The organism is Pararhizobium sp. IMCC21322 (assembly GCF_030758295.1).
Classification (GTDB): Bacteria; Pseudomonadota; Alphaproteobacteria; order Rhizobiales.
The window spans coordinates 1405487-1426525 of the sequence record NZ_CP132335.1 but is presented as its reverse complement, the minus strand read 5'-3'; the positions used below and the strand labels follow the sequence as shown (position 1 = coordinate 1426525).

At 53.7% G+C, this 21039-nt stretch carries 20 protein-coding genes and 1 tRNA gene; 6 read left to right on the top strand and 15 right to left on the bottom strand.

The annotated features are described in order from the left end of the window. Positions 1-9: 9 nt before the first annotated feature. The 8 genes from RAL91_RS06925 to RAL91_RS06890 form a co-directional block, all read right to left on the bottom strand. Positions 10-1383, bottom strand: a complete 1374-nt coding sequence (locus RAL91_RS06925; RefSeq protein ID WP_306260876.1) for a sigma-54 dependent transcriptional regulator — start codon at positions 1381-1383, stop codon at positions 10-12. A gap of 8 nt (positions 1384-1391) precedes the next feature. Continuing rightward, the gene (fliN, locus tag RAL91_RS06920; RefSeq protein WP_306260875.1) at positions 1392-1736 is read right to left on the bottom strand and encodes a flagellar motor switch protein FliN; all 345 of its coding nucleotides are present in this window, start codon (positions 1734-1736) and stop codon (positions 1392-1394) included. Next, positions 1736-2374 (bottom strand): hypothetical protein, encoded by a 639-nt coding sequence (locus RAL91_RS06915; RefSeq protein WP_306260873.1) that lies wholly within the window; start codon positions 2372-2374, stop codon positions 1736-1738. The genes fliN and RAL91_RS06915 overlap by 1 nt, the downstream gene beginning before the upstream one ends. A 17-nt stretch (positions 2375-2391) precedes the next feature. Beyond that, on the bottom strand, positions 2392-3441 hold the full coding sequence (gene fliG, locus RAL91_RS06910) for a flagellar motor switch protein FliG (protein ID WP_306260871.1): 1050 nt from the start codon (positions 3439-3441) through the stop codon (positions 2392-2394). Continuing rightward, positions 3441-5039 carry a flagellar basal-body MS-ring/collar protein FliF gene (gene fliF, locus RAL91_RS06905; RefSeq protein WP_306260869.1) on the bottom strand — a complete coding sequence of 533 codons (1599 nt, stop codon included), beginning with the start codon at positions 5037-5039 and terminating at the stop codon, positions 3441-3443. Before fliF ends, fliG begins: the two co-directional genes overlap by 1 nt. Positions 5040-5309: 270 nt before the next feature. After that, positions 5310-5582 (bottom strand): DUF1153 domain-containing protein, encoded by a 273-nt coding sequence (locus RAL91_RS06900; RefSeq protein ID WP_306260867.1) that lies wholly within the window; start codon positions 5580-5582, stop codon positions 5310-5312. A gap of 296 nt (positions 5583-5878) precedes the next feature. After that, a complete protein-coding gene (locus tag RAL91_RS06895; RefSeq protein ID WP_306260865.1) occupies positions 5879-6550 on the bottom strand; it encodes a flagellar hook assembly protein FlgD in 672 nt (223 codons plus the stop codon). A 16-nt stretch (positions 6551-6566) separates the two neighbouring features. After that, the gene (locus tag RAL91_RS06890; RefSeq protein WP_306260863.1) at positions 6567-8018 is read right to left on the bottom strand and encodes a flagellar hook-length control protein FliK; all 1452 of its coding nucleotides are present in this window, start codon (positions 8016-8018) and stop codon (positions 6567-6569) included. Positions 8019-8360: 342 nt separating this feature from the next. Between RAL91_RS06890 and mnmA the strand changes: the two genes are divergently transcribed. The 4 genes from mnmA (at position 8361) to RAL91_RS06870 (ending at position 11765) form a co-directional block, all read left to right on the top strand. Then, positions 8361-9566: a tRNA 2-thiouridine(34) synthase MnmA gene (gene mnmA / locus RAL91_RS06885; protein ID WP_306260861.1), complete on the top strand. Its 1206-nt coding sequence runs from the start codon at positions 8361-8363 to the stop codon at positions 9564-9566. A gap of 164 nt (positions 9567-9730) precedes the next feature. Continuing rightward, positions 9731-9807: transfer RNA gene (locus RAL91_RS06880), tRNA-Met, on the top strand. Between the two features lie 567 nt (positions 9808-10374). Then, positions 10375-11484, top strand: coding sequence for a mandelate racemase/muconate lactonizing enzyme family protein (locus RAL91_RS06875; RefSeq protein ID WP_306260859.1), 1110 nt, complete (start codon positions 10375-10377; stop codon positions 11482-11484). Between the two features lie 14 nt (positions 11485-11498). Then, complete coding sequence (locus RAL91_RS06870) at positions 11499-11765, top strand: L-rhamnose mutarotase (protein ID WP_371932491.1); 267 nt, start codon at positions 11499-11501, stop codon at positions 11763-11765. 34 nt (positions 11766-11799) lie between these two features. Here RAL91_RS06870 and RAL91_RS06865 read toward each other — a convergent pair whose 3' ends face one another. Then, positions 11800-12774, bottom strand: a complete 975-nt coding sequence (locus tag RAL91_RS06865) for an aldo/keto reductase (protein WP_306260857.1) — start codon at positions 12772-12774, stop codon at positions 11800-11802. Positions 12775-12793: 19 nt separating this feature from the next. Continuing rightward, entirely contained in the window at positions 12794-13486 is a 693-nt protein-coding gene (locus tag RAL91_RS06860) for a GntR family transcriptional regulator (RefSeq protein ID WP_306260856.1), read from the bottom strand. A gap of 165 nt (positions 13487-13651) precedes the next feature. On the opposite strand from RAL91_RS06860, the gene RAL91_RS06855 reads away from it, so the two are divergent. Continuing rightward, positions 13652-13801, top strand: a complete 150-nt coding sequence (locus tag RAL91_RS06855; protein WP_306260854.1) for a hypothetical protein — start codon at positions 13652-13654, stop codon at positions 13799-13801. 34 nt (positions 13802-13835) lie between these two features. Here the strand turns inward: RAL91_RS06855 and RAL91_RS06850 are convergent, their stop codons facing one another. From RAL91_RS06850 to RAL91_RS06835, 4 genes are all read right to left on the bottom strand, one after another. Next, positions 13836-15392 carry a sugar ABC transporter ATP-binding protein gene (locus RAL91_RS06850; RefSeq protein ID WP_306260852.1) on the bottom strand — a complete coding sequence of 519 codons (1557 nt, stop codon included), beginning with the start codon at positions 15390-15392 and terminating at the stop codon, positions 13836-13838. Next, positions 15389-16357, bottom strand: a complete 969-nt coding sequence (locus RAL91_RS06845) for an ABC transporter permease (protein ID WP_306260850.1) — start codon at positions 16355-16357, stop codon at positions 15389-15391. Before RAL91_RS06845 ends, RAL91_RS06850 begins: the two co-directional genes overlap by 4 nt. Next, a complete protein-coding gene (locus RAL91_RS06840) occupies positions 16354-17364 on the bottom strand; it encodes an ABC transporter permease (protein ID WP_306260848.1) in 1011 nt (336 codons plus the stop codon). The genes RAL91_RS06845 and RAL91_RS06840 overlap by 4 nt, the downstream gene beginning before the upstream one ends. A gap of 133 nt (positions 17365-17497) precedes the next feature. Then, positions 17498-18511 (bottom strand): sugar ABC transporter substrate-binding protein, encoded by a 1014-nt coding sequence (locus tag RAL91_RS06835; RefSeq protein ID WP_306260846.1) that lies wholly within the window; start codon positions 18509-18511, stop codon positions 17498-17500. A 491-nt stretch (positions 18512-19002) separates the two neighbouring features. Between RAL91_RS06835 and RAL91_RS06830 the strand changes: the two genes are divergently transcribed. Further along, positions 19003-20148, top strand: coding sequence for a N(5)-(carboxyethyl)ornithine synthase (locus tag RAL91_RS06830; RefSeq protein ID WP_306260845.1), 1146 nt, complete (start codon positions 19003-19005; stop codon positions 20146-20148). A 267-nt stretch (positions 20149-20415) separates the two neighbouring features. On the opposite strand, the gene RAL91_RS06825 is transcribed toward RAL91_RS06830, so the two are convergent. After that, positions 20416-20958: a histidine phosphatase family protein gene (locus RAL91_RS06825; RefSeq protein ID WP_306260843.1), complete on the bottom strand. Its 543-nt coding sequence runs from the start codon at positions 20956-20958 to the stop codon at positions 20416-20418. Positions 20959-21039: the final 81 nt, after the last annotated feature.

Sequence of the window (21039 nt, the reverse complement as noted above, 5' to 3'; positions counted from 1 at the left end):
GATCAGCTTTCACGATAGATAGGCAGGCGCGGTGCGCTGGCCGCCAGGGGCCGCAACATCCAGCCCCTCATCCGTATATTGGTTCAGCTTATTGCGCAGTGTGCGAATTGAAATACCAAGTATGTTTGAGGCATGGGTGCGGTTGCCAAGACAATGATCCAGCGTTTCAAGGATCAGCTCGCGCTCCACATCAGCCACTGTGCGGCCCACCATGTTTTGTGTTGTGGCTGCCGCCATGTGTGCGGCGTGACTGCTGGCTGTGAGGCCTGATGCAGATGTTGCGCCATTCAAAGGCAGGTTCAACACGGCTTCGGAAATCGGGCTCTCGCCGGACAGGAGAACAGCGCGGTGCATCGCGTTTTCCAGTTCGCGCACATTGCCCTGCCATGGTGCTGCCATCAGCACCTCTTCAAGCTGTGGCGAAAGCGACTGTAACGTAAATCCGTTGACCTGCCCGTATTTCTTGACGAAATGCCTGGCCAGAACCACAACGTCCAGCGGCCGTTCACGCAAAGGCGGAATGGCAAGGTTCACCACATTCAACCGGTAATACAAATCTTCGCGAAAGCGATTTTCGGCAACGGCTTTCATCAAGTCCAGATTGCTGGTGGCCAGAATGCGAATATCCACCGGAATTGGTTTACTGCCTCCGACACGATCGATGACGCGTTCCTGCAAAGCGCGCAGCAGTTTGGCCTGAAGCCGCAAATCCATCTCGCTGATTTCATCCAGCAGCAGCGTTCCACCATCGGCCTCTTCAAATTTTCCGATGCGCCTCGACCCGGCGCCGGTAAACGCGCCCTTCTCATGGCCGAACAATTCAGATTCCAGCAATTGTTCGGGAATAGCGGCACAGTTCAGCGAGATAAAGGGTGCTTTTGCACGACGGGATTTGGCGTGGATGTGTTTGGCGAAGACTTCCTTGCCAACGCCGGATTCACCGGTAATCAGAACGGTTGCTTCAGAAGGAGCAATCTGTTCGGCCAGCGCAATCAGTGCCTGTGATTTGGGATCGGCATAGATAATATCTGCGCTTTCCTGGGATACAGCCTTCAAAATGGCTGCAATCAGTTTCGGCTCTGGCGGCAGTGGAATATATTCCTTTGCGCCAGCTTTGATAGCCGCAACAGCCACATCGGCATCAGGATCAATGCCACAGGCCACAACATCCAGATGAATACGTGCACGCGTAATGCCAGACACCAGATCAGCCACCTGGAGCGTAACGTCCACCATCACCAGGTCGAAGCTTGTGCCGCCATTCAGAACCTGCAGGGCTTGTACAACGGTGTCGGCATGAACAACTTTGGCACCCTCTGCCATAGCCATTTTGGTGGCGAGGGTCAGTTGTCCATTCAGACTGCCGATGATCAATAAACGCATGACTCTTCCTAGTTATCTGTCTTGATAATTTCTGTCATCGTAACGCCGAGCTTGCTGTCAACCAGCACAACTTCACCGCGTGCGACCAACCGATCATTGACGTAAATATCAATGGCTTCACCCACTTTACGGTCCAGTTCGATAACCGCACCCTCATCAAGCTTCAGCAATTCAGCCACAGGCATACGTGCCCGCCCAAGAATGGCAGAGACCTTGACGGGCACATCGAACAGCTTCTCAAGATCAGCCGCCGTTTTGGGTGTGTCGGGGTCATTCAGTTCTGATTTACCACTGGATGGTCCGTGGTCATCCAGTGGTAAAGCACCAGCTGCTTTGTCTGTGGTGTCACTCATCAGGTGGCCTCAAAATAATGATTTATCTTTTCGCGCAAAGCAGCTTTGGCTGCCTCCAGGTCGCGCACCAATTGTCCTTCTGACCATTCCAGGCGTACATCAGAGCTGGTGAATTCACGCTCGGCCTTAATGATCAGGCGTCCGGAAAATCCACTTTCATCCAAAAGCCGGGTCAATTGCGGCTTGATGTCATCAGCTGTCTGCAGCGGCAGATACAGCACCAGATGTGGTGTATCTGACAACACATCCATTGTGTCTTTCAAAAGTGCTTCGATTTCTGCAAAGGGTGTTTTGGCCAATGCGGTTTCTGCCAAATGTGTGCCGATGGTAAAGGCCAGTTCGCAGGCCTCACGTTCCATCTTTTGTGCGTTGGTGTCTCTTGCGCTTAAAAGGGCTTCCGCGCTTTTGACAAGCTTTGCCACATCATCAGCGGATTTCTTTGCGGCGACAGCTTCGGCGGATTCGCGCCCCTTTGCTTCACTGTCCTTTATGGCGTCAGCAAGTTCGGTGCTGTGCCTGTTTTCCAGATCCAGGCGTTCGATTTCAAGCGCATTCAGACGCTCCTGAACTGTCATGGCATTTTTTGACAGATCCAGATCAAATCGGAATGGTGTTGAGGCAACGATAGTTTCGTCCATGATACGCAGCGGTTGGCTTAGTAAACCAACTCGTCCTCTCCTTGGTTACTGGAGATCGCGATTTCACCACGGTCAGCCATTTCCTTGGCTTTGTTGACCATACCGCTTTGCGCTTCATCAACATCTTTCAGTCTGACAGGCCCTAACGCTTCCATGTCATCCTTGAGCAGTTTGGTGGCCCGTTGAGACATGTTTTCAAAAAATACATCGCGAATGCTGTCCCCCGCGCCTTTCAGCGCCAGGGCCAGTTGAGGCCGCTCGATGAAGCGCAGCATGCTCTGGATTGCCATGCCATCCAGTTTCGCCAGATCATCGAATGTGAACATCAGAGCCTTGATCTTGTCAGCTGATTCTTCATTCTCTTCTTCGAGCGATGACATGAAGCGTGTTTCTGTCTGACGGTCGAAGCTGTTGAAGATATCCGCCATGTGTTCGTGTGGATCACGCTTGCTGCCACGGGACAGATTGGCCATGAATTCTACGCGCAGGGTCTGTTCAATCTTGTCCAGAATTTCGGTCTGAACAGCCTCCATGCGCAGCATCCGGTTGACGACTTCCAGAGAAAACTCCTCCGGCAACAGGCTGAGAACACGGGAGGCATGGTCCGACTTGATCTTGGACAACACGACAGCAACGGTTTGCGGATATTCATTCTTCAGATAATTGGCCAGGAGAGTTTCCTGAACGTTGGACAGTTTTTCCCACATGGTTCGGCCAGCGGGTCCGCGAATCTCTTCCATGATGGAGCTGACCTGTTCATTGGGCAGGAAACAGGCAAGCAATCTTTCGGTCGATTCATAATTGCCCATCACCGCGCCCTTGGCGGATAATTTGGCAACAAAATCAACCAACAGATCCTCCATCATGCCCGGGGATACGGGCCCCAGGCGAGCCATAGCCAATGAGATTTCCTTGATTTCTATTTCATCAAGGCGTTCCCAGACGCCGATGCCATTGTCACCCCCCAGTGACAACAGAAGAACCGCAGCCCGGTCAGCCCCGGTCAGTTTCCGGTTCTGGGCGCTTTCTGAAATCTGTAGCTCACCAATAGCTGCAAGATCATTCATTACGCAGCCTCCTGCAGCCAATTGCGCAGAATGGTCGCCGCATCATCGGGATTTGTTTTTACCAGTTCACTGACCTGACGCACCATGTCAGCACGAGCAGCACCGGTAGCCTGTGCCTTTTCAAGCCTTTGATCCGGCTCACCCACAGCGACCCCTTCAGAACCCTCCTGGTTCATGGTCGGGCTGATCGGTGCTGGCGTTTCAACCTGCTCTGGCGTCAGAACTTTTCGAACCAGCGGGCGCATGACAAACAACACCAACAGCAATGTCATCAAAAGCATGACACCCAATTCGGCAACCTGCATGATGTCGTCCATGCTGAAGTTAAACAGACCGGGTTCCACCAGTGCTGCATCAGGCGCAGCATTGGCCACAAATCTCATATTGACCACTTCGACCAGATCACCACGGCCTTCTTCAAAACCGACAGCAGACCGAACGAGTGTTGCAATTTGCGCCAATTGTTCGTCCGTGCGGGGCGCATAGGTGAGATCTCCACCGGCTTCCTGGGTGTAAACCCCGTCAACCAAGACAGCGACAGACAATTTGCGAAGGCGTCCAGCCTCGGTCACTTCGGTGGTTGTGGTGCGGGAAATTTCGTAGTTCACGACCTCTTCGGAGGTTTCACGTTGAGAATTTGAGCCTGTATCTCCGCCCTCTTCATCAGCGCCTGGCAATTGGTTGCCAACAGTGACACCACCGGCAGCAAGATCTTCTGATGCGTTGCTGGCTTCGGAGCGAGATTGGGAAGATCTGACAACCTGTCCATCCGGGTCAAAGACATCGGCCGTCTGGGTAATGCGGTTGCGCTCCAGCTCTGCAGTGACCTGTACCCGCGCCCGGCCATCACCAACGACCTGGAAAACAATCTCCTCAACGGCGCGGCGCAAACGGGCTTCCTGCGCTTTGCGCTTTTCATCAAGCGCGCCCATCATGGCACCGCCGGAGGCGCTGTCTTCGCCATTTGCCAGTAATTGGCCGGCTTCATCGACAATCGAAACGCGTGATGGCTTAAGTCCTGGAACAGCTGATGCAACCAGATGCCTGATTGCCTGAATCTGCCCGTTGGTGAGTTCGCCACGTACTTTCACCGCTATGGAGGCAGTGGGTGATTCGGAGTCACGCTGAAACAATTGCCGCTCGGGTATGACCAGATGCACCCTGGCCTGCACGACACGCTGCAGGGCACGAATCGTGCGCGACAGCTCGCCTTCCAATGCACGTAGGCGATTGATATTCTGAACAAAACTTGTAGCGCCCAAAGTGTCACCACGATCAAATATCTCATAGCCGACGCTGCCGCCCGATGGCAGACCGCTTTCGGCAAGAGACATGCGCAACCGCAGGACATTTTCCTTCGGGACCAGGACAACTGCGCCTTCCCCGCGCAGATCATATGGAACGGCCTGGCTTTCAAGCTGTTCAATAATTGCGGCTGAATCTTCAAAGGTGAGATCGGTGAATAGCGGCACCATGTAAGGCGACGTGACGCGCGATATGATCAACACAAAAAAGCCGATAAGGACTGCCGCGACGACCCCCATGGCAGCCAAACGCGCAACGCCGATTGATTTGAAAAAACGTGTCAATTCCAGCACGAAGGGACTCTATTCTCAATATTGGTGTGGTGTTGTTGGCTCAGATAGTTGTGTTGCTAGGAAAAAATTACCTACCTATTGGTAAACAAGTCCTTAACAAGCCTTAAGATTTAGTGAACCAGCGAGTGCAGCGTTTCCAAAAAGCGCCGCGTTTTGGCCTCATTCAAGGCACATTTTGAGGCCATGTTTGAAACATGGTCGCACGGTGAAATTTGGAAATTTGGGCGTAAAAAAACCGGCGTTTCCGCCGGTTTTTTAGTTTTGTATCATTCAGCGATACTGCTGAATGCGCGTCGTTCGTAAACCAGCCAACCCATGGCTTTCTATTGACAATTGCCAGGATAAAAATTCTTCAACCGTTAACGTATAACGACTGCAGGCTTCTTCCAGGCTCAACAGACCACCACGAACAGCAGCTACAACTTCTGCTTTGCGGCGAATGACCCAACGACGAGTTGTCGCTGGAGGCAAATCAGCAATAGTTAGTGGCGACCCGTCAGGGCCGATCACGTATTTGACACGCGGTTTTATGCGATCGGTCATCAGTACTCTCACACTCAAATCTGATGTGACCAGACTTGGAGACAATACCGCTGACGCCTTAAATTTTGCCTAAGGTGACTGTAAGGATTTGCTAAGAATTTGAACGGATGCGAATGGCCCAGATATATTCTGTTCAAACGCAATCATTTGACCGGGTTTCGGCGTTTGCTGGCGGGGCACAATCGACGCATCTGCCTTCTACGACCACAGGTGGGCAGACGCGCTGTCCGCTGTATATCAGCCCTCAAGCCAGCTGGCTCAATTTATAAAATGGCTCTGGGTGGATGAAACAGGCGCTAGGTTCCGAGTTCGACTGCCGTCAAAGACGTGATCGGAACACGGGTGTCGCCCACCAAAAGTGCGGATGGGAAGGTCTTGAAATCCACACCGGTTACCTTGCCGGAAATGGCCGTCGATACATCAACCACGTTACCTTCCCCGTCTCTGGCTTCCACGGTAATGCCGTAAAGGCCATCCGGGGCGGTGCCGCCGTCATTTGTTGTGCCATCCCAGACATAGCTGGTTTCACCCGGGTCCAGCGTGCCCTCATCTGAGTAGATGATCGTCCCGGCTGCATTTCGAATCTTTACCTGAGTTTCACTTGCATAATCGGCAGAATCCAGCTTCCACGTGGCCGAACCATTTTGCAATGTGGTTGCCGCGCCTTCGGCTGTGATGTTCTGTCCCAGATATCCAACCAGGCTGGTTGCCTCATTGGAAGCGCTAAGCGCAATCAGGGATTCAAGCGAATCATTGGTCTTGATGGCCTGCTCCACGGATGAGAATTGCACCAGCTGATTGGTGAATTCATTTGCATCCATAGGTTCCAGCGGGCTCTGGTTTTGCAATTGTGCCGTCAGAATTTGCAGAAATTGATCATAACTCTGAATCAAATCCGACTGATCCGTGCTGGCCGCACTGGCTGTGCTGGCTGGGCTGGTTAAAGCGCTGAGTCCGCTCAGGTCCATGTCATTTCTCCAAAAGTCATACGGACAGGTCCAACTGGGTGGACATTCCGATTAATAAGCTGTTGCCGTGATAGGCATTTGCAATAAGCTCTGCGTGTTCCAACAGAGCCATATCCTGTTCATCTGGTTCCGGCTGGCCCTGTCCGTTCGGGTTTTGCTCAAACCCCTCGTGACCATGGGTACCTTGCTCATGATGAGACTGCTGGAAGCCCATATCGCCGGACGACAACATGCCGGGAGCCGGACGATCCATGCCACCTGTCGGGGCCGGGCTGGACGGCGCTTGTTGTGCAGCAGTGCTTGATCCCTGATTTTGCGCATTGGTTTGACCCTGCGCCTGACTTTGATTTTGGCCCATATTCTGGCCAGTGTTCTGGTTGTGGCTAAAACGCTGGTCGGCGCCAGAATTCATCGCCGCTTCGCCGCCACGCACGCCGATTGCAGACGATTTCAATGCAATCGTCAGATCTCCGTCACCGGTCGTAAACCCTTGCGCTTTCAACGCTTTTTCCAGGCCAGCCATATCCTTTTGCAAAAGCGCCAGCGTTTCGGGTTTTTCAACCGTCAACTGCGCCGTCAGATTTGCATTGTTGGCTATGTTCAGCTTGACGGTGATGGTGCCCATGGATTCCGGTGTCAGGCGAATTGTGAATTGATTGTTGCCAGCCGCCTTGTTGCGCGCCATCTGCACCGCAATGTCCGGGGAGTTTATAGTCGGGTTGGGTCTCCCGGTGCCATCCTGGCCCTGACCCTGAGTTTGGGATTGGGTCAGGCCACCTTGCGAAAGCTGTGGCCGGAACCCGCTATCTGTCGATTGCGGCAATGTCGCTAATTGTGTCTGGCTCTGCGGCAATCCATCAGAACTGACGCGTTGCGCGCTGCCAAATGGTTCTGCCGCCGTGGATGAGAAAGCGGCAGCGCGTTTGGCTAAGGGGTCTGTCATCTCTTTTGGCATTGCAGGGACACCCAACCGGTTCAGTACAGTCTCGGCGGTGTCAGCATCGGTCTGTGTGGTGGCCGCAGTCGTTCCGGATTTTGATGAAGCCATCAGGCCAAGTTCTGCACCTGACTGGGCGAGGCCCTGTTGGCCAGCCAACGGGTTCGCGCTCTGGTTTGCCTGCCCGTCACCCTTGGTCAGGAAAGCTGTTTGCAGCAGCATGTCAGCGGCTGTACCGGCCCCTTTTTGAAAACCGGTTGTAACCGCAGCTTCAGCAGTTGCCTGATTGGATTGACCCAATGCCCCCGCCGCGACTTCCAGTCCAAACGGTGAAAATTGTGGTGGTGGTATTGTGCCGTCAGCGCCTTGAAGGGGGGCCGCGCCTGTTGGCGTCTCGCCGCCTGGCTGCGCACTGCCAGGCAACCACGCAGCAAAGCCCCCGCCAGATCCGGCATCTGCCGGGGCTGACGGACCATTAGATCCGGTCTGGGCTGCATCCGCTGATATCTGCGGAGGCGTGGAAACAAACATGGCTTACTCCAAAGCGTCGACGCACGCCGACACTCACTCTATGCAAGCAAGAGGCCAGTTTTTTTCCTCTATTTTATCCATACTTATCAGACACTTGATATAATCCGCGTGTTTTCATCTCTTGAGAGGCGGCAATTTTTTCCGCCCAAAGCGGCAAATGCGACCGCATCTTCGCCATATTGGCGGTGTCGGTAGGACGCGAAACCTTGCATGGGCGGCGTGTTCGGCCTAAAACGCCGCGAAATGATTGGAACCGCTTGGGTTTTGTTATTGTCGGACTATATGCAAACCTTGTGATTGCATTCACTGCAAACCATCTGATGAACTATCTGGACCATTGCCATGCTGAACAGTCTTGATTTACCGGGAAAGCCGGAAGACACGCGCATTGTTGTTGCGATGTCTGGCGGCGTCGATTCCTCTGTGACCGCCGCGATTTTGAAGCGCGAGGGCTATCAGGTCATTGGCATGACCCTGCAACTTTATGATCACGGCGAAGCGACCCACAAAAAGGGTGCCTGTTGTGCCGGGCAGGACATTCATGATGCCCGCCGTGTGGCCGACATGCTGGATATGCCGCATTACGTACTGGATTATGAGCAGAAATTCCGCGAGCAGGTGATCAACCCGTTCATGGAAAGCTACGTGGCTGGCGAAACACCGATTCCGTGTGTGGCCTGCAACCAGACCGTCAAATTTTCCGATCTCCTGGAAACCGCCAAAAGCCTGGGTGTGGCGGCGCTTGCGACCGGCCATTACATTGGCAGCCGTATGCGCGAAGATGGGCACCGCGAGCTTTATCGCCCGGTCGATCATGACCGGGACCAAAGCTATTTCCTGTTTGCCACCACGCAGGAACAGCTCGACTTTATCCGCTTTCCGCTTGGCGGTCTCAGCAAGGCGGAAACCCGCCAGATTGCAGAAGATCTGAACCTGCATGTTGCACAAAAGCCGGACAGCCAGGACATCTGTTTCGTGCCATCCGGCCGCTATGCCGATGTGATCTCACGACTGAAGCCGGACGCGGCAACCGGCGGTGACATCGTGCATGTGGATGGCACAGTGCTTGGCATCCATAAGGGCATTATTCACTACACTGTTGGCCAGCGCCGTGGCCTTGGCATTTCAGCTGCCGACCCGCTTTATGTGGTGGATCTGGATGCCAAAACCCAGCAGGTTATTGTCGGTCCGCGCGAAGCGCTGGCAACGGCCATTGTGCATCTGCGTGACGTCAATTGGCTTGGTACACCAGCACTAACGGAATTGCCTGAAGAGGGTCTGCCGATCTTTGCGCGCTTGCGAAGCACACGCCCACCAATGCCCGCAACTCTCTTTGCATCAGGAGATGATGTGTGGTGCGAATTGGCAAATCCGGAAGACGGTATTTCGCCAGGGCAGGCCTGTGTAATCTATGAAGATGACACTGCAAGCACCCTTGTTCTGGGCGGCGGCTGGATAGGCTCGACCGAGCGTCCGCAGATCAGTTCTGCCGCTTCAACAGACCCGGCATCGGCGCCAAAAACCGTCTCAGACTTCCTGATTGCCTGACCCGTTTCCGGCGGTCAGACCGCACAGGCGTCATTCATCTGAAAGTGGCACCGTGACAGCGCTTGACACGACTGCGCTGCGCCCTTTATATGCGCGTCATTCGTTAGATAAATAACGATTTCCAGACATCCCATGACTTCGTTCAATGTGGATGTCCCTTACGGGGCGGAGTAGCTCAGCTGGTTAGAGCAGCGGAATCATAATCCGCGTGTCGGGGGTTCGAGTCCCTCTTCCGCTACCATTTTTCACTTGTCCGACCCAGAGACATAGTGTCCGACCCGGAGACATAGGTAACAGGTTGTACCTAAGACATAGGTGACACCCTTGCGCCGAACGGGTTGTCGATAGTTTGCTGTGTTTTTTGTTTCGGGTCGATGTAACCCAGATCATATTTCATGAAGTTGATGAGCCAGATTCCATCGTCCACCTCCTTGATGCCCAGCCTCTGATTGGCCATGACGGTTGATACATTGATCTTCTTTCAATGTATGCAGACAGATACACAGATTTAGACGATGCGCTTTCAAGGTCCTGTGCGGCATCTTGTTATTTGATGTGAGATATTCGCCCGGCACCAAGCGCTAGGGACACCTCCCCGTTGGTTCACGAAGTACCCTTGTGGATGATCGGCAGGCTCACAGACTGGCAGCGCATTGCAACTCGTTATGGAAGATGCGCAGACATGTTCATGGCTGCAAGAACAATCGAACTGGACCAGTCAAACGGGGCTGATTAAAGTCTGATTTCCTGTCGGTGAAAGCTGAGTCGGGAAGATGTTGACGAATTGAGGCAGGGAAGGCTGACTACCATGGCTATAATTGATCGGTGTGAGATTTTGATGGTTGATCTGGTGCCCAAGGTGCGCCGGACGGATGCGATCCAATCCTTTGACAGCCAGGAAACGCCAATCGTGCGCATTACCGACAAGGACGGCGTCACGGGCACTGGATATTGTTATACAATTGGTCAGGGTGGGCCGGCGATCATGTCTCTGCTGCGCGATACTCTCGTCCCCAGACTGATCGGCAAAGAAGCCGAAACTATTGAAGCAATCTGGCAGGATTTGCTGTTCTCCACTCATGCGACGGCCGTTGGTGCGATTACCTCGCTTGCGCAGGCAGCGATCGACACGGCGCTGTGGGATTTGAGATGTCAGAAAGCTGGCCTACCGCTGTTCCAGCTTCTGGGTGGCGCCAAGAACAATGTGCCCTGCTACACCACCGAGGGTGGCTGGCTGCACATTGATACCGAAGATTTGGTCAAGGATGCTCTGGACGCGAAAGCGAAGGGATTTGCCGGGTCGAAAATCAAGATCGGCAGACCGCATATTTCAGAGGACCGGGCACGGCTATCCGCTGTTCGCGAGGCGGTCGGACCGGCCTACGAAATCATGGTAGATGCCAATCAGTCGTTCAGCCGGGCGGAAGCAACCCGACGGGCACGGATGCTGGAGGAGTTCGACATCGGCTGGTTTGAAGAACCTATGCCTGCGGACAATGTTCTTGAGCATGCCAGACTTGCTGCCTCTACCTCTGTTCCGATTGCCGTGGGTGAAAGCATGTATTCTGTCAGCCAGTTCAAGGATTACCTTGTCTGCGGCGGCGCCTCGATTGTTCAGGTTGATGTCGCGCGTATCGGGGGCATTACGCCCTGGATGAAAGTCGCGCATTTGGCTGAAGCTTTCAGCGTGCCGGTCTGTCCGCATTTTCTGATGGAGCTGCATGCAAGCCTGGTCTGCGCCATTCCCAATGCGCCGTGGCTGGAATATATTCCGCAGCTCGAAACGATTACAAAATCGGGCCTGCGTATTGAAAACGGGCGTGCCTGGCCGAGCGAAGTGCCCGGACTGGGCATCGAGTGGGACTGGGACGCAATTGACCGGTCTCGGATTGACGGCCTCTCATGGTCATCGAACTGACATCAACGGCATAAATGAGGGGCAGTGCACTGCAGCGAATGGGCATGGTGACAGGCTCGAAGTCAGAGAAAGTGGCTGACTATAAACGGCTGCATGCTAACGTTTGGCCGTCAGTTCTGGATTGTCTGGCGACGAGCCATATCCGCAATTATTCGATCTTTCTGAGGAAGCCGGAAAACCTGCGCTGGTTGACCATTACCGACCCCTGCCTGGTGCCGCTGTCAACGCGCAAGGACGGTGAGTTCCGGGCGATGATGTACGACGTATTTCATCTTGCCTGACACGAACACAAATCTGGTACCAACATAAGCCAGATCACGACACTGGCAGCGGTGCATCTTCGCGAATAAGACCTGCGCTTTTCATATCTGTCCAGAGGGCGGCGGGGATGTCTGTTTTCCACCAGTCCATAAGCTGCGAGAATTCCTCCGGTGTGCGCACACCAGGAATGACGCTGGAAACAGACGAATGCGCAAGCGGAAATTTCAGTGCGGCTGCGGGAAGCGGCACATTGTGAGCTGTACAGACTTCTGTCAAACCCTTTACCCGGTTGACGATTTCAGCCGGAGCGGTTTCATAATTCCAAGTCGTGCCTCCAACGAGAATACCCGAATTGAACGGACCACCGATTATAATGCGCACCGACTTTGCAGCACATTTCGGTAGAAATTCTCCAAGCGCATGCTGCTCCAGCAAGGTGTAGCGCCCCGCCAGGAGAAAGACATCCCAGTCTCCATGATCGAGTGCGCGCATCGAAACATCAATCTCGTTGACGCCGATTCCAATCGCCTTGATGTTTCCTGCCCGGCGCAGCTCATCCAGCGCCTTGTAACCACCGCTCATCGCATCCTTGAAATGGCGCGTCTCTTCATCCGGGTCAGTATGCGTGAACGGGCCAATGTCATGCAGAAACAGGATATCAACATGATCGCGCCCGAGCCGTTGCAGACTGTCTTCAAAAGAGCGCATAACAGCAGCATAGCCATAATCGAATTGCGGATGAAATGGCAATGGATTGGGCCAGCCGAAGGCTGCAGGATCGCCCGGCAGACCCGGCTTCAACAGCCGTCCGACCTTGGTGGAGATGATGATGTCATCTGCGCCGCGTACCACATCGCCCAGCCGCCGCTCCGACAGGCCAAACCCGTAAAACGGCGCGGTATCAAAATACCGAATTCCGCATTCAAGCGCTGCTGAAACAGCGTCCAGAGCGGCGGCATCGTCAACTGGGTCAAGCAACCCACCGATCGGCGCGCCACCAAAACCCAATTGTGGGAGGTCAATTGCCATGAAAGTCTTCTCTTCTAAGTCAAGTTTCGAAAAACGCGCCGTTTTCGTTGGTCATCAATTCTATGGAGCCCCAGATCGCCTGCAAATGGATCCGCATTTCGGTTTCAGCCAGATCCGCATCGCCCGTCCTTATCGCATTGAAAATAGCTCCATGCTGCCGCACCATGAGATCTGCATGACCTGGCTGGGGCAGCCCCATAAACCGCACTCTATCCAATTGTCCCTTAATGGCTTGAATCACCCGCCAGGCTCGCGGCAGGGAGATGCTCTGGCACAATAGCCGGTGAAACTCTTCGTCCAGTTCCATAAATTGAAAATAGTCCTTCTTCTGCAGAGAGACTTCCTGGCGCTGAAGGTTGGCTTGCATCTGTGACAGGCTGGCCTCATCGATATCCCGTGCCGCACGGCGAACTATGGCGGTTTCCAGAATATCCCGCAGAAACTGGGCCTCCTTGATTTCGTCCATTCTGATGGGGGAAACCAGAGTTCCGCGTTGTGGGAAAATATCGACAAGCCCTTCTTCGGAAAGCCGTATAAACGCCTCTCGCACCGGTGTTCGACTGACGCCCAACTGCAGGGAAAGTTCCTTTTCGCTCAGCGCTTCTCCGGGTTTCAACTGCACACGCAATATGCGTTGTCGCAAAAAAGCATGGACCTGGACCGTGACAGGGCCGCTCCGGTCAAAGGTAATGATTGCTGCGTCAGAATTCATCTGGAAGCCCTCCTTCCCCGACCCGGCCACTTCTCACAGTTCAGATTAACCTACTACCATGGTAGTAGGTACTCTCTCGCGGGTAAACCCGCATCATGATTGCGCAATCTGTCGATTTCCCTGGCAAACTTACGATAACATCCGACACCAAGACCAAACCGGTTGATGAGTGAATCCGGCGGGCGGGTCTGCACTTTGGCAGCAGATTTTCTGATGGCGCTGGACATCGTCATCTCTTCGGCTAACCAATTAAGTGAGGCAGAACAGGTCGCCATCATGGGCGGCACATGTGACAAATTCCATTCTGTGATCTAGCTCCAAATCGCCCCAAATCAGGTTACCCTAATCGTTATGACCCTGCGGAAGCCATCACCTCAACTGAAGCTTCTTCACCCTGAATCAGGTTCATGATGCGCTCACTCATAGTGTCGTATTCGCGGGTATTGCTGATTTCTCCGCGCACCTGATAATCGTTCAGCACGATGATCCGGTCTGCCAGCGCGATCATCTCCGGCATATCGCTGGTAATCAGGAGAATTGCGGTCCCCTGATCGGAGAGTTCGCGGATGAGTTCGTGCAGATAGGCCTTTGTCTTGATGTCGATGCCAACCGAAGGCTCGTCAATAATCAGGATCTGGACCTGAGCCGCGAGCCATTTGGCAACGCTGACTTTCTGCTGGTTGCCGCCGGAAAGATTGCCCATATTCTGGTCGAGCGACGGCGTGCGCACTTCAAGCTTGCGGATATAGGGCTCGGTGTGCTCGCGAATAGCGCGATTGGTCAGCGGTGCGAACAGGTTTGCAAGCCGCCGCCAGACAGGGACACCGACATTCTCCAGCACCGAATGCAGTAGTATGAGGCCCTCACTCTTGCGATCCTCACTTACATAGCCGATGCGGTATTTGCCAACGGCATCGGCCACGCTTTTAATCTCGACCTTTTCACCGTTCAGCAGAACCGACCCTTCAGTGATTGCAAATTTGCCGAGGATCGCTTTTGCAAGTTCACTGCGCCCTGCTCCGACCAGCCCGTAAAGCCCGGCAATTTCACCTTTGTGAAGACTGAGATTAATGCCTTTGTGCCCAAGGGAGGACGCCACATTCTTCAACTCAAGAACCGTCTCTTCGCCGGACCGGTCACGCGCCGACCAATCCGGAATCTGTTCGTTGCGACCGATCATCAAGCGTACGATGTCCTGACGATCAAGACCCGCCAGAGGCCTGCTTTCGCAGGCATTTCGGCCATCCCGCAACACAGTCACCTGATCACAAATTTCCTGAACTTCTTCAAGTTTGTGGCTGACAAACATCAGGCTCACCCCATCGCCTTTCAAACGGCGCAGAATGTCGAACAAGGTGTCGGTCTCATGCGAGGTCAGAGAGGCGGTCGGCTCGTCGAGCAGGAGAATTTTTGAATTCAGCGACAGAGCTTTGGCGATTTCCACCAATTGGGTCTTTGCCACACTGAGACGCGAGACCGGAAGCGAAGGATCAGCATCGATCTCCAGCAGATCCAGCCACTTGCGCGCGTCCCGAAACAATTTCCGATAATTGATCGGCCGCATTGGGTGGGCGCTAAGCTTTTCCAGAAATATATTTTCCGCAATAGAAAAGCGCGGGATCAGATTGCGCTCCTGGTGCACCACGCCAACGCCTTTGGCAATGGCATCTCTGGTGCTGAGCGGCGCAAAGACTTCGCCATTCAACGTCATTGAGCCGGAATCGGGTCGATGAACACCGGTGATCGCCTTGATCAGGGTTGACTTTCCGGCCCCGTTTTCACCCAGCAAGGCGTGAACTGAGCCTTCCGACAGGGTTATGCGCGCCTCGTCCAGCGCAACGACACCGGGGAAGGTCTTGGTGATATTGTCAGCATGAAACACAGTTTTGAGGGTCGTATCGCTCATGTCCGAACCTGCCCGGCATGGCGCTGCGTCCGAACTTCGCGCCAACGATTCATACCGACAGCCCACAGGATCAGCCCGCCCAGAACGACTTGAACGAGGAATGGATCAATATTGAACAGCACCAGCACCTGGGTGAAAATCGCGACGATCATAACGCCAAGCAGCGTGCCACCAACACTGACATGCCCTCCGGACAGGATTGCACCTCCGATCACAGGTGCGGCAAAGGACAGGATCAGCCAATCGTCGCCAATGGTCGGTTGGCCCAATTGCAGACGTCCGACCAGCAAAATGCCCGCCAGAGCTGCCAGTGCACCGGAAATTGCATGGGCGACGATGACCACTAGACGGACAGAAATACCAGACAGTTCGGATGCATGTTCATTGCCGCCCACAGCCAGGATCGAACGCCCGAGAGGCAGCCGATTGAGCAGATACCAGAGCGCGATCGCCGCCAGAACACAGGGGATTACCAGCCACGGCAATGGGTGAATGAACGTGTCATTTCCCAAGGACTTGACGATGTCGGGGATGTCATAAAAGGGCTGGGCTTCGGTAATGCCCAGATTGATGCCCTTATATATGGAAAGACTGGCCAGGGTGATGACAAATGCCGAGATACCAGTGAAGGCGACCAGCACGCCATTGGCAAGGCCTGCCAGCAGGCCGATAGCCAGAGCCGCCGCCGCCGCGATGGGCCAGGGGATACCCCATACCTGCATCATTCCGGCAAAGGAAATCGCTGCCAGGCCACCTATCGCGCCAACCGAAAGATTCATCTGGCCAATGGCAATAATGATCATTTGAGAAAATGCAATCAGTGCGTTGACCGAAATGGCAAGCAACAGCACCTGAATGTTAAACGGTGACAGAAACGACGGATTGAGCGCGCCGACGACAACAATGGCGGCAATTGTAATAACAAATGGTCCGAACCAGTCGGACTCCCAGAAGCGGGTGCTCATATCAACTTTCTCCGCTGCAGATAAGATCGGCGCACGAGATCTACCAGAACCGCAAAAAGCAGCAGCAGCCCCAGATAAGTCTGCACCCAGAATGCCCCGACCTGCATCAGCAGCAGACCTGTTGTGAGCATGGTGACCAGAAACGACCCCAGTAAGGTGCCAAGAACAGAGACGCGTCCACCGGTGAGCAGCGTTCCGCCCAGTACCGGGCCCAGAAAGGCCGGTAGCAGCCAGTCTTGCCCGAGTTGCCCAGCCATCGACGGAATCGCTGCACCGGTGCGCGACACCAGCATCAGTCCGGCAATGCCAGCAAGAACACCGGACAGCATATGACAATAGGTAATCATTCTATGGACGCGGATGCCGGACAGTTCGGCTGCGCGCTCATTGGCGCCCGTTGCGAGAAATTCCCGGCCCAGAGCGGTAAAGCGAAACAGCACGGAAAGACCGAGTGCGACGACTATTGTCACCAGCAGCAATGGGGAGAAGATTGAGAACAGCTTCATCCGCCCGAATCCGGTGAAGACCGGCGATATCCCACGGTACGATTCAGCATGGGTGAGAAAGATCATCATGCCGAAAAAGATACTCATCGTCGCCAGGGTAATGATGAAACTGTGCAGTCCGGTGCGCACGATGATGATGCCGTTGATCGCGCCCAAACCCGCACCGACCGCAAGCCCGCCGACGACGGCCAAAGGCCATGGCAGTCCGACGCTTTCCATCAGAAGGCCGCTGAACATGGCAGCGGACACTCCGATGGCACCAACCGACAGATTGAGTCCGCCGGTGATGATTACGACCATCATGGAAAAGCCGATCATAATGTTGACTGCAGACGTGCGCCCAAGAGCATAGAGGCTGAATTTCGACAGAAATGCCGGAGAAATGGTCGAAAAAATGGTCGCAAACAACACAATCAGCACTAGCAGGCCGAATTCATTGCTTAACAGAATGCGTGTGGCAGAAAAGCGCGGGGGTGCGTCTTGCTGAGAGGAATTGGCCATTATTTCCTTGATAGCATCAAATGGATATGCGGGACGTCAGTTTTCAAACTTCCGTCCCGTCATAAATCATGGAAGAGCGATTGACGAAGTAGAATTGGCGAAGCCCGGGATCAGGCTCCGCCAAACAATAATATCAACAATCGAGATAAGTCGATTCAAAACCTTCGAAAAGAGTCTTGGTGATCGCCTGCATTGATGCGACGTAATTATCGACATCATTCACGCCGGCAAACACTGTGCCGGAATCGATGAATTTGTCGGTCAGAGCGTTGCTCTTGAACGGCGCATCAGCCTTTACTGTACAACCGGTGCGCAGCTTGTCTGCCGCATAGGAACCGATATAGCCCTGACCATAAGGGTTTTGCAGCATGGTGCCGTGGACGAAACCATCCTTAATTGCCTGCAACACCACTTTATCATGATCGATGCCAACCATCTTGATGCGCTTGTCACCGATCTTGCGCAGAGCGGAGGATGCGACAACCGCTGGCACCCATGCAGTTGTGATGATGCCGTCAACCTCACTGGCATGGGCTGCCAGATAGGCGTTGATTTTTTCTTCGGCAGGTTCAGGTGCATCGATATCGGCAATCACCTGGATGACCTCAGCGCCGCCTTCTTTTGCGGCTTTTTCCACGGCGTCGATGCGCAACTGGGTGTTAGGATCCACCAGAAAGCCTGTGAAATGAGCGATCTTCGCACCACTTCCAAGTTCCTTAAGCAATTCCTTCGTGCCTAGATAGGCGGAATTTCCAGTGTCAGTTCCCATACAGAACTGCGCGTCAGAAGGATCCTTCAGGCAGCCGGCAAGAGCGATGACAGGAGCCCCCGTATCCGCCAGTTCATTTGCGATTGCAACTGTTCCAACTGGATCACCGGGGAAAATCAGAAAGCCGTTATAGCCCTGAGTGACAAGGCTTTCGAGCATTTGGTTCTGCAGTCCGAGTTCCCATTTCTGCGGGACTTTGTACTCTGCCGCACCAATGTTGAATTCTTTGGCAGCATCAGCACCGGCCTGTTCCCAAGCGGCAAAATAGGGATGGGGACCACCTGGAACCAAAGCAACGCGCGAAGACGGTTCGGCCAGGGCAGCGGTTGGAACCGCTCCGATAGCAACAAGAGTGGTGATAAGGCATTTCAAAGACATTCAAAGTCCTCCCGTTAACATCCAAAATTAGGTGACCACCATTTCCCGACAGGGTTCTTCATGACCGCGTTTGCCAGAGTGGTCTCACAACCGCATGTTACTTTACCATGGTAGTGTGTCAATACAGGCTGTGCCATATGATGCTGCCTTCTGATTTCTTTCAGCCAATGACCGCTCATCAAAGGCCTAGAGTCTGCACCCAATTGGGAGAATGAATTCCATATCAGCAGATCTCCGCCAACCCCGATGTTTCTTAAAAACTGTTTCTGTTGGATAATTTTCAGGCAATCAGTTACTGCATAAAACTTACAGTGGAAGCTGCAAATTTGGCGGCATCTGCTGTCAGCCTCTTTCAATGAAAAGCCGGGTTTGCCAGAGGGATGTCCATAGACATTTCCCTCTGCTGTTTGGCTCAAATTGCGATCAAAATATCGACGTCTACCCCCATATCGACCTAGACCTCAGGGGCAATCCCCGGAAATGGAACCAGAATGAGCAAGCTAACCTTCGGAGTCATTGGGACATCCAGGAAAAAATATGAAAAGCGCGTTCCAATTCATCCCGAACACTTGCCTCGGCTGGCCGAAGAATATCGCAAAAAACTGGTCTTTGAGGAGGGCTATGGCGAACCGTTTAACATTTCAGATGCTGAACTTGCCGCACAAACCGGGGGCGTTGCGTCGCGAAGTTCGCTCCTGTCCGAGCTTGGAAATGTGATCGTCGCCAAGCCCATGTTATCCGATCTTATGGAGCTTCAAGAGGGCGGCATTCTTTGGGGTTATCCGCATTGCGCTCAACAGCGCGACATCACCCAGGCTGCGATCGACCGCAAGCTAACCCTTATTGCCTTTGAGGACATGTTTGTCTGGAGCCCGTCCGGGCAGGTCGGGCGGCATACATTTTACAAGAACAATGAATTGGCCGGGTATTGCGCAATCCTGCATGCTTTGCGGGTCAAGGGCATTGATGGACATTATGGTAACCAGCGCAAGACGATCATTTTCAGTTTTGGCGCGGTCAGCCGTGGCGCTATCTATGCGCTCAAGGCCCATGGATTCAGAGACATAACTATTTGCATCCAACGCCCTGATCATGAAGTGCGCGAAGAGGTTCTGGATTGTCACTATGTTCGCTTGCGCGAAGGCGGTGAAGGTGAAGCGCGTATGCTGGTCGTCGAGCATGATGGCAGCGAACGGTCACTGTCCGATCTGATTTCCGAGTCCGACATCATTGTCAACGGGACCTATCAGGACCCGGATAATCCTATGGATTTTGTCACGGAAGCCGAAAAATCCTGTCTGAAACCGGGAAGCCTGATCGTGGATGTGAGCTGCGATGAGGGCATGGGGTTCTATTTCGCCAAGCCAACAACTTTCAAAGACCCAATGTTCAAGGTTGAAAAGACCGATTATTATGCGGTTGATCATACCCCGAATTACCTTTGGGAAAGTGCGTCACGTTCCATTTCTGCAGCACTCCTGGTGCACTTGCCAACCATTGTCGATGGACGCGCCGCCTGGCAGGAAAACGAGACCATTCGCCGGGCCATCAATGTTGATGCCGGTGTTGTTGTAAACCCGGTCGTTCTGTCCTTCCAAAAACGCCAGAAGGCGTATCCGCACCTTCCGCTTGACTGAGGCGATGCTTGGCGGCGTTCGTACGTGATTGAGTTCCGATCTGTCGGAAATCCTGAAAACGGACGCTCCCACCGGGCTTGTTTTTGACCATCCCGACCATGTGTTTGTCATTGAATTTCGACAAGCCATTGATAGGGCGGGGTGCCCTGTTTAGCGGGTTAGGTGCGGCCCATGGCAGTGGCGCAGCCGATTAACAGAACTGTGCTTATGGGTTGGGCACCCGCCGACATTACGGAGCCACCAGGAAACGGTGCAAGGTGCCGCAAATTATTTGGGATATTCGCGGATTTCACAGTTTTCCATGGAGAATCCCGCCAGTTCCCTGAAGACGTCTCCATGACCGACCACTGCCAATTGAATGTCTGCCATCTGGTCAAGTTCCAAGGCGAACTTTCTTATGCGTTGCTGGAAAATATCCCTTGGTTCGACAGGCACGCCATTCGCGTTTGTCGGCCCCTGATGCCACCATATCTCATCCAAATGGTCAAAAGACAGGCTGGAGAATTCCGCCTGCAATGCGCCTGGAGCGCGGCCCATATCGCAACTGTGGCTTAAAAGTTCACGGTGGCCTGACTGCACGCGAATTGGCGCTATGCCCTGGAAAATTGTAAGGGCTGTTTGGATGGCGCGGCTCAACGGTGACGTTATGACCTGCTGAATTCCAAGATCCATGATTGCGACTCTTGCCTGTTCCGCCTGCATGCGTCCTTTTTCCGTTAATGGCGCATCAAAAATCATCGGGTCCGCTTCGCCGTCATTGTGGGCAGCATTGAATTCCGATTGGCCGTGCCGAATGAGATAGACGGTCATATGTTTTCCTGTATCTGCAGTTGGAAGGATGTTGAACACCGGGGTCTGACCAGTGGCATGAGTTGCCAGCCTGGCGCAAGG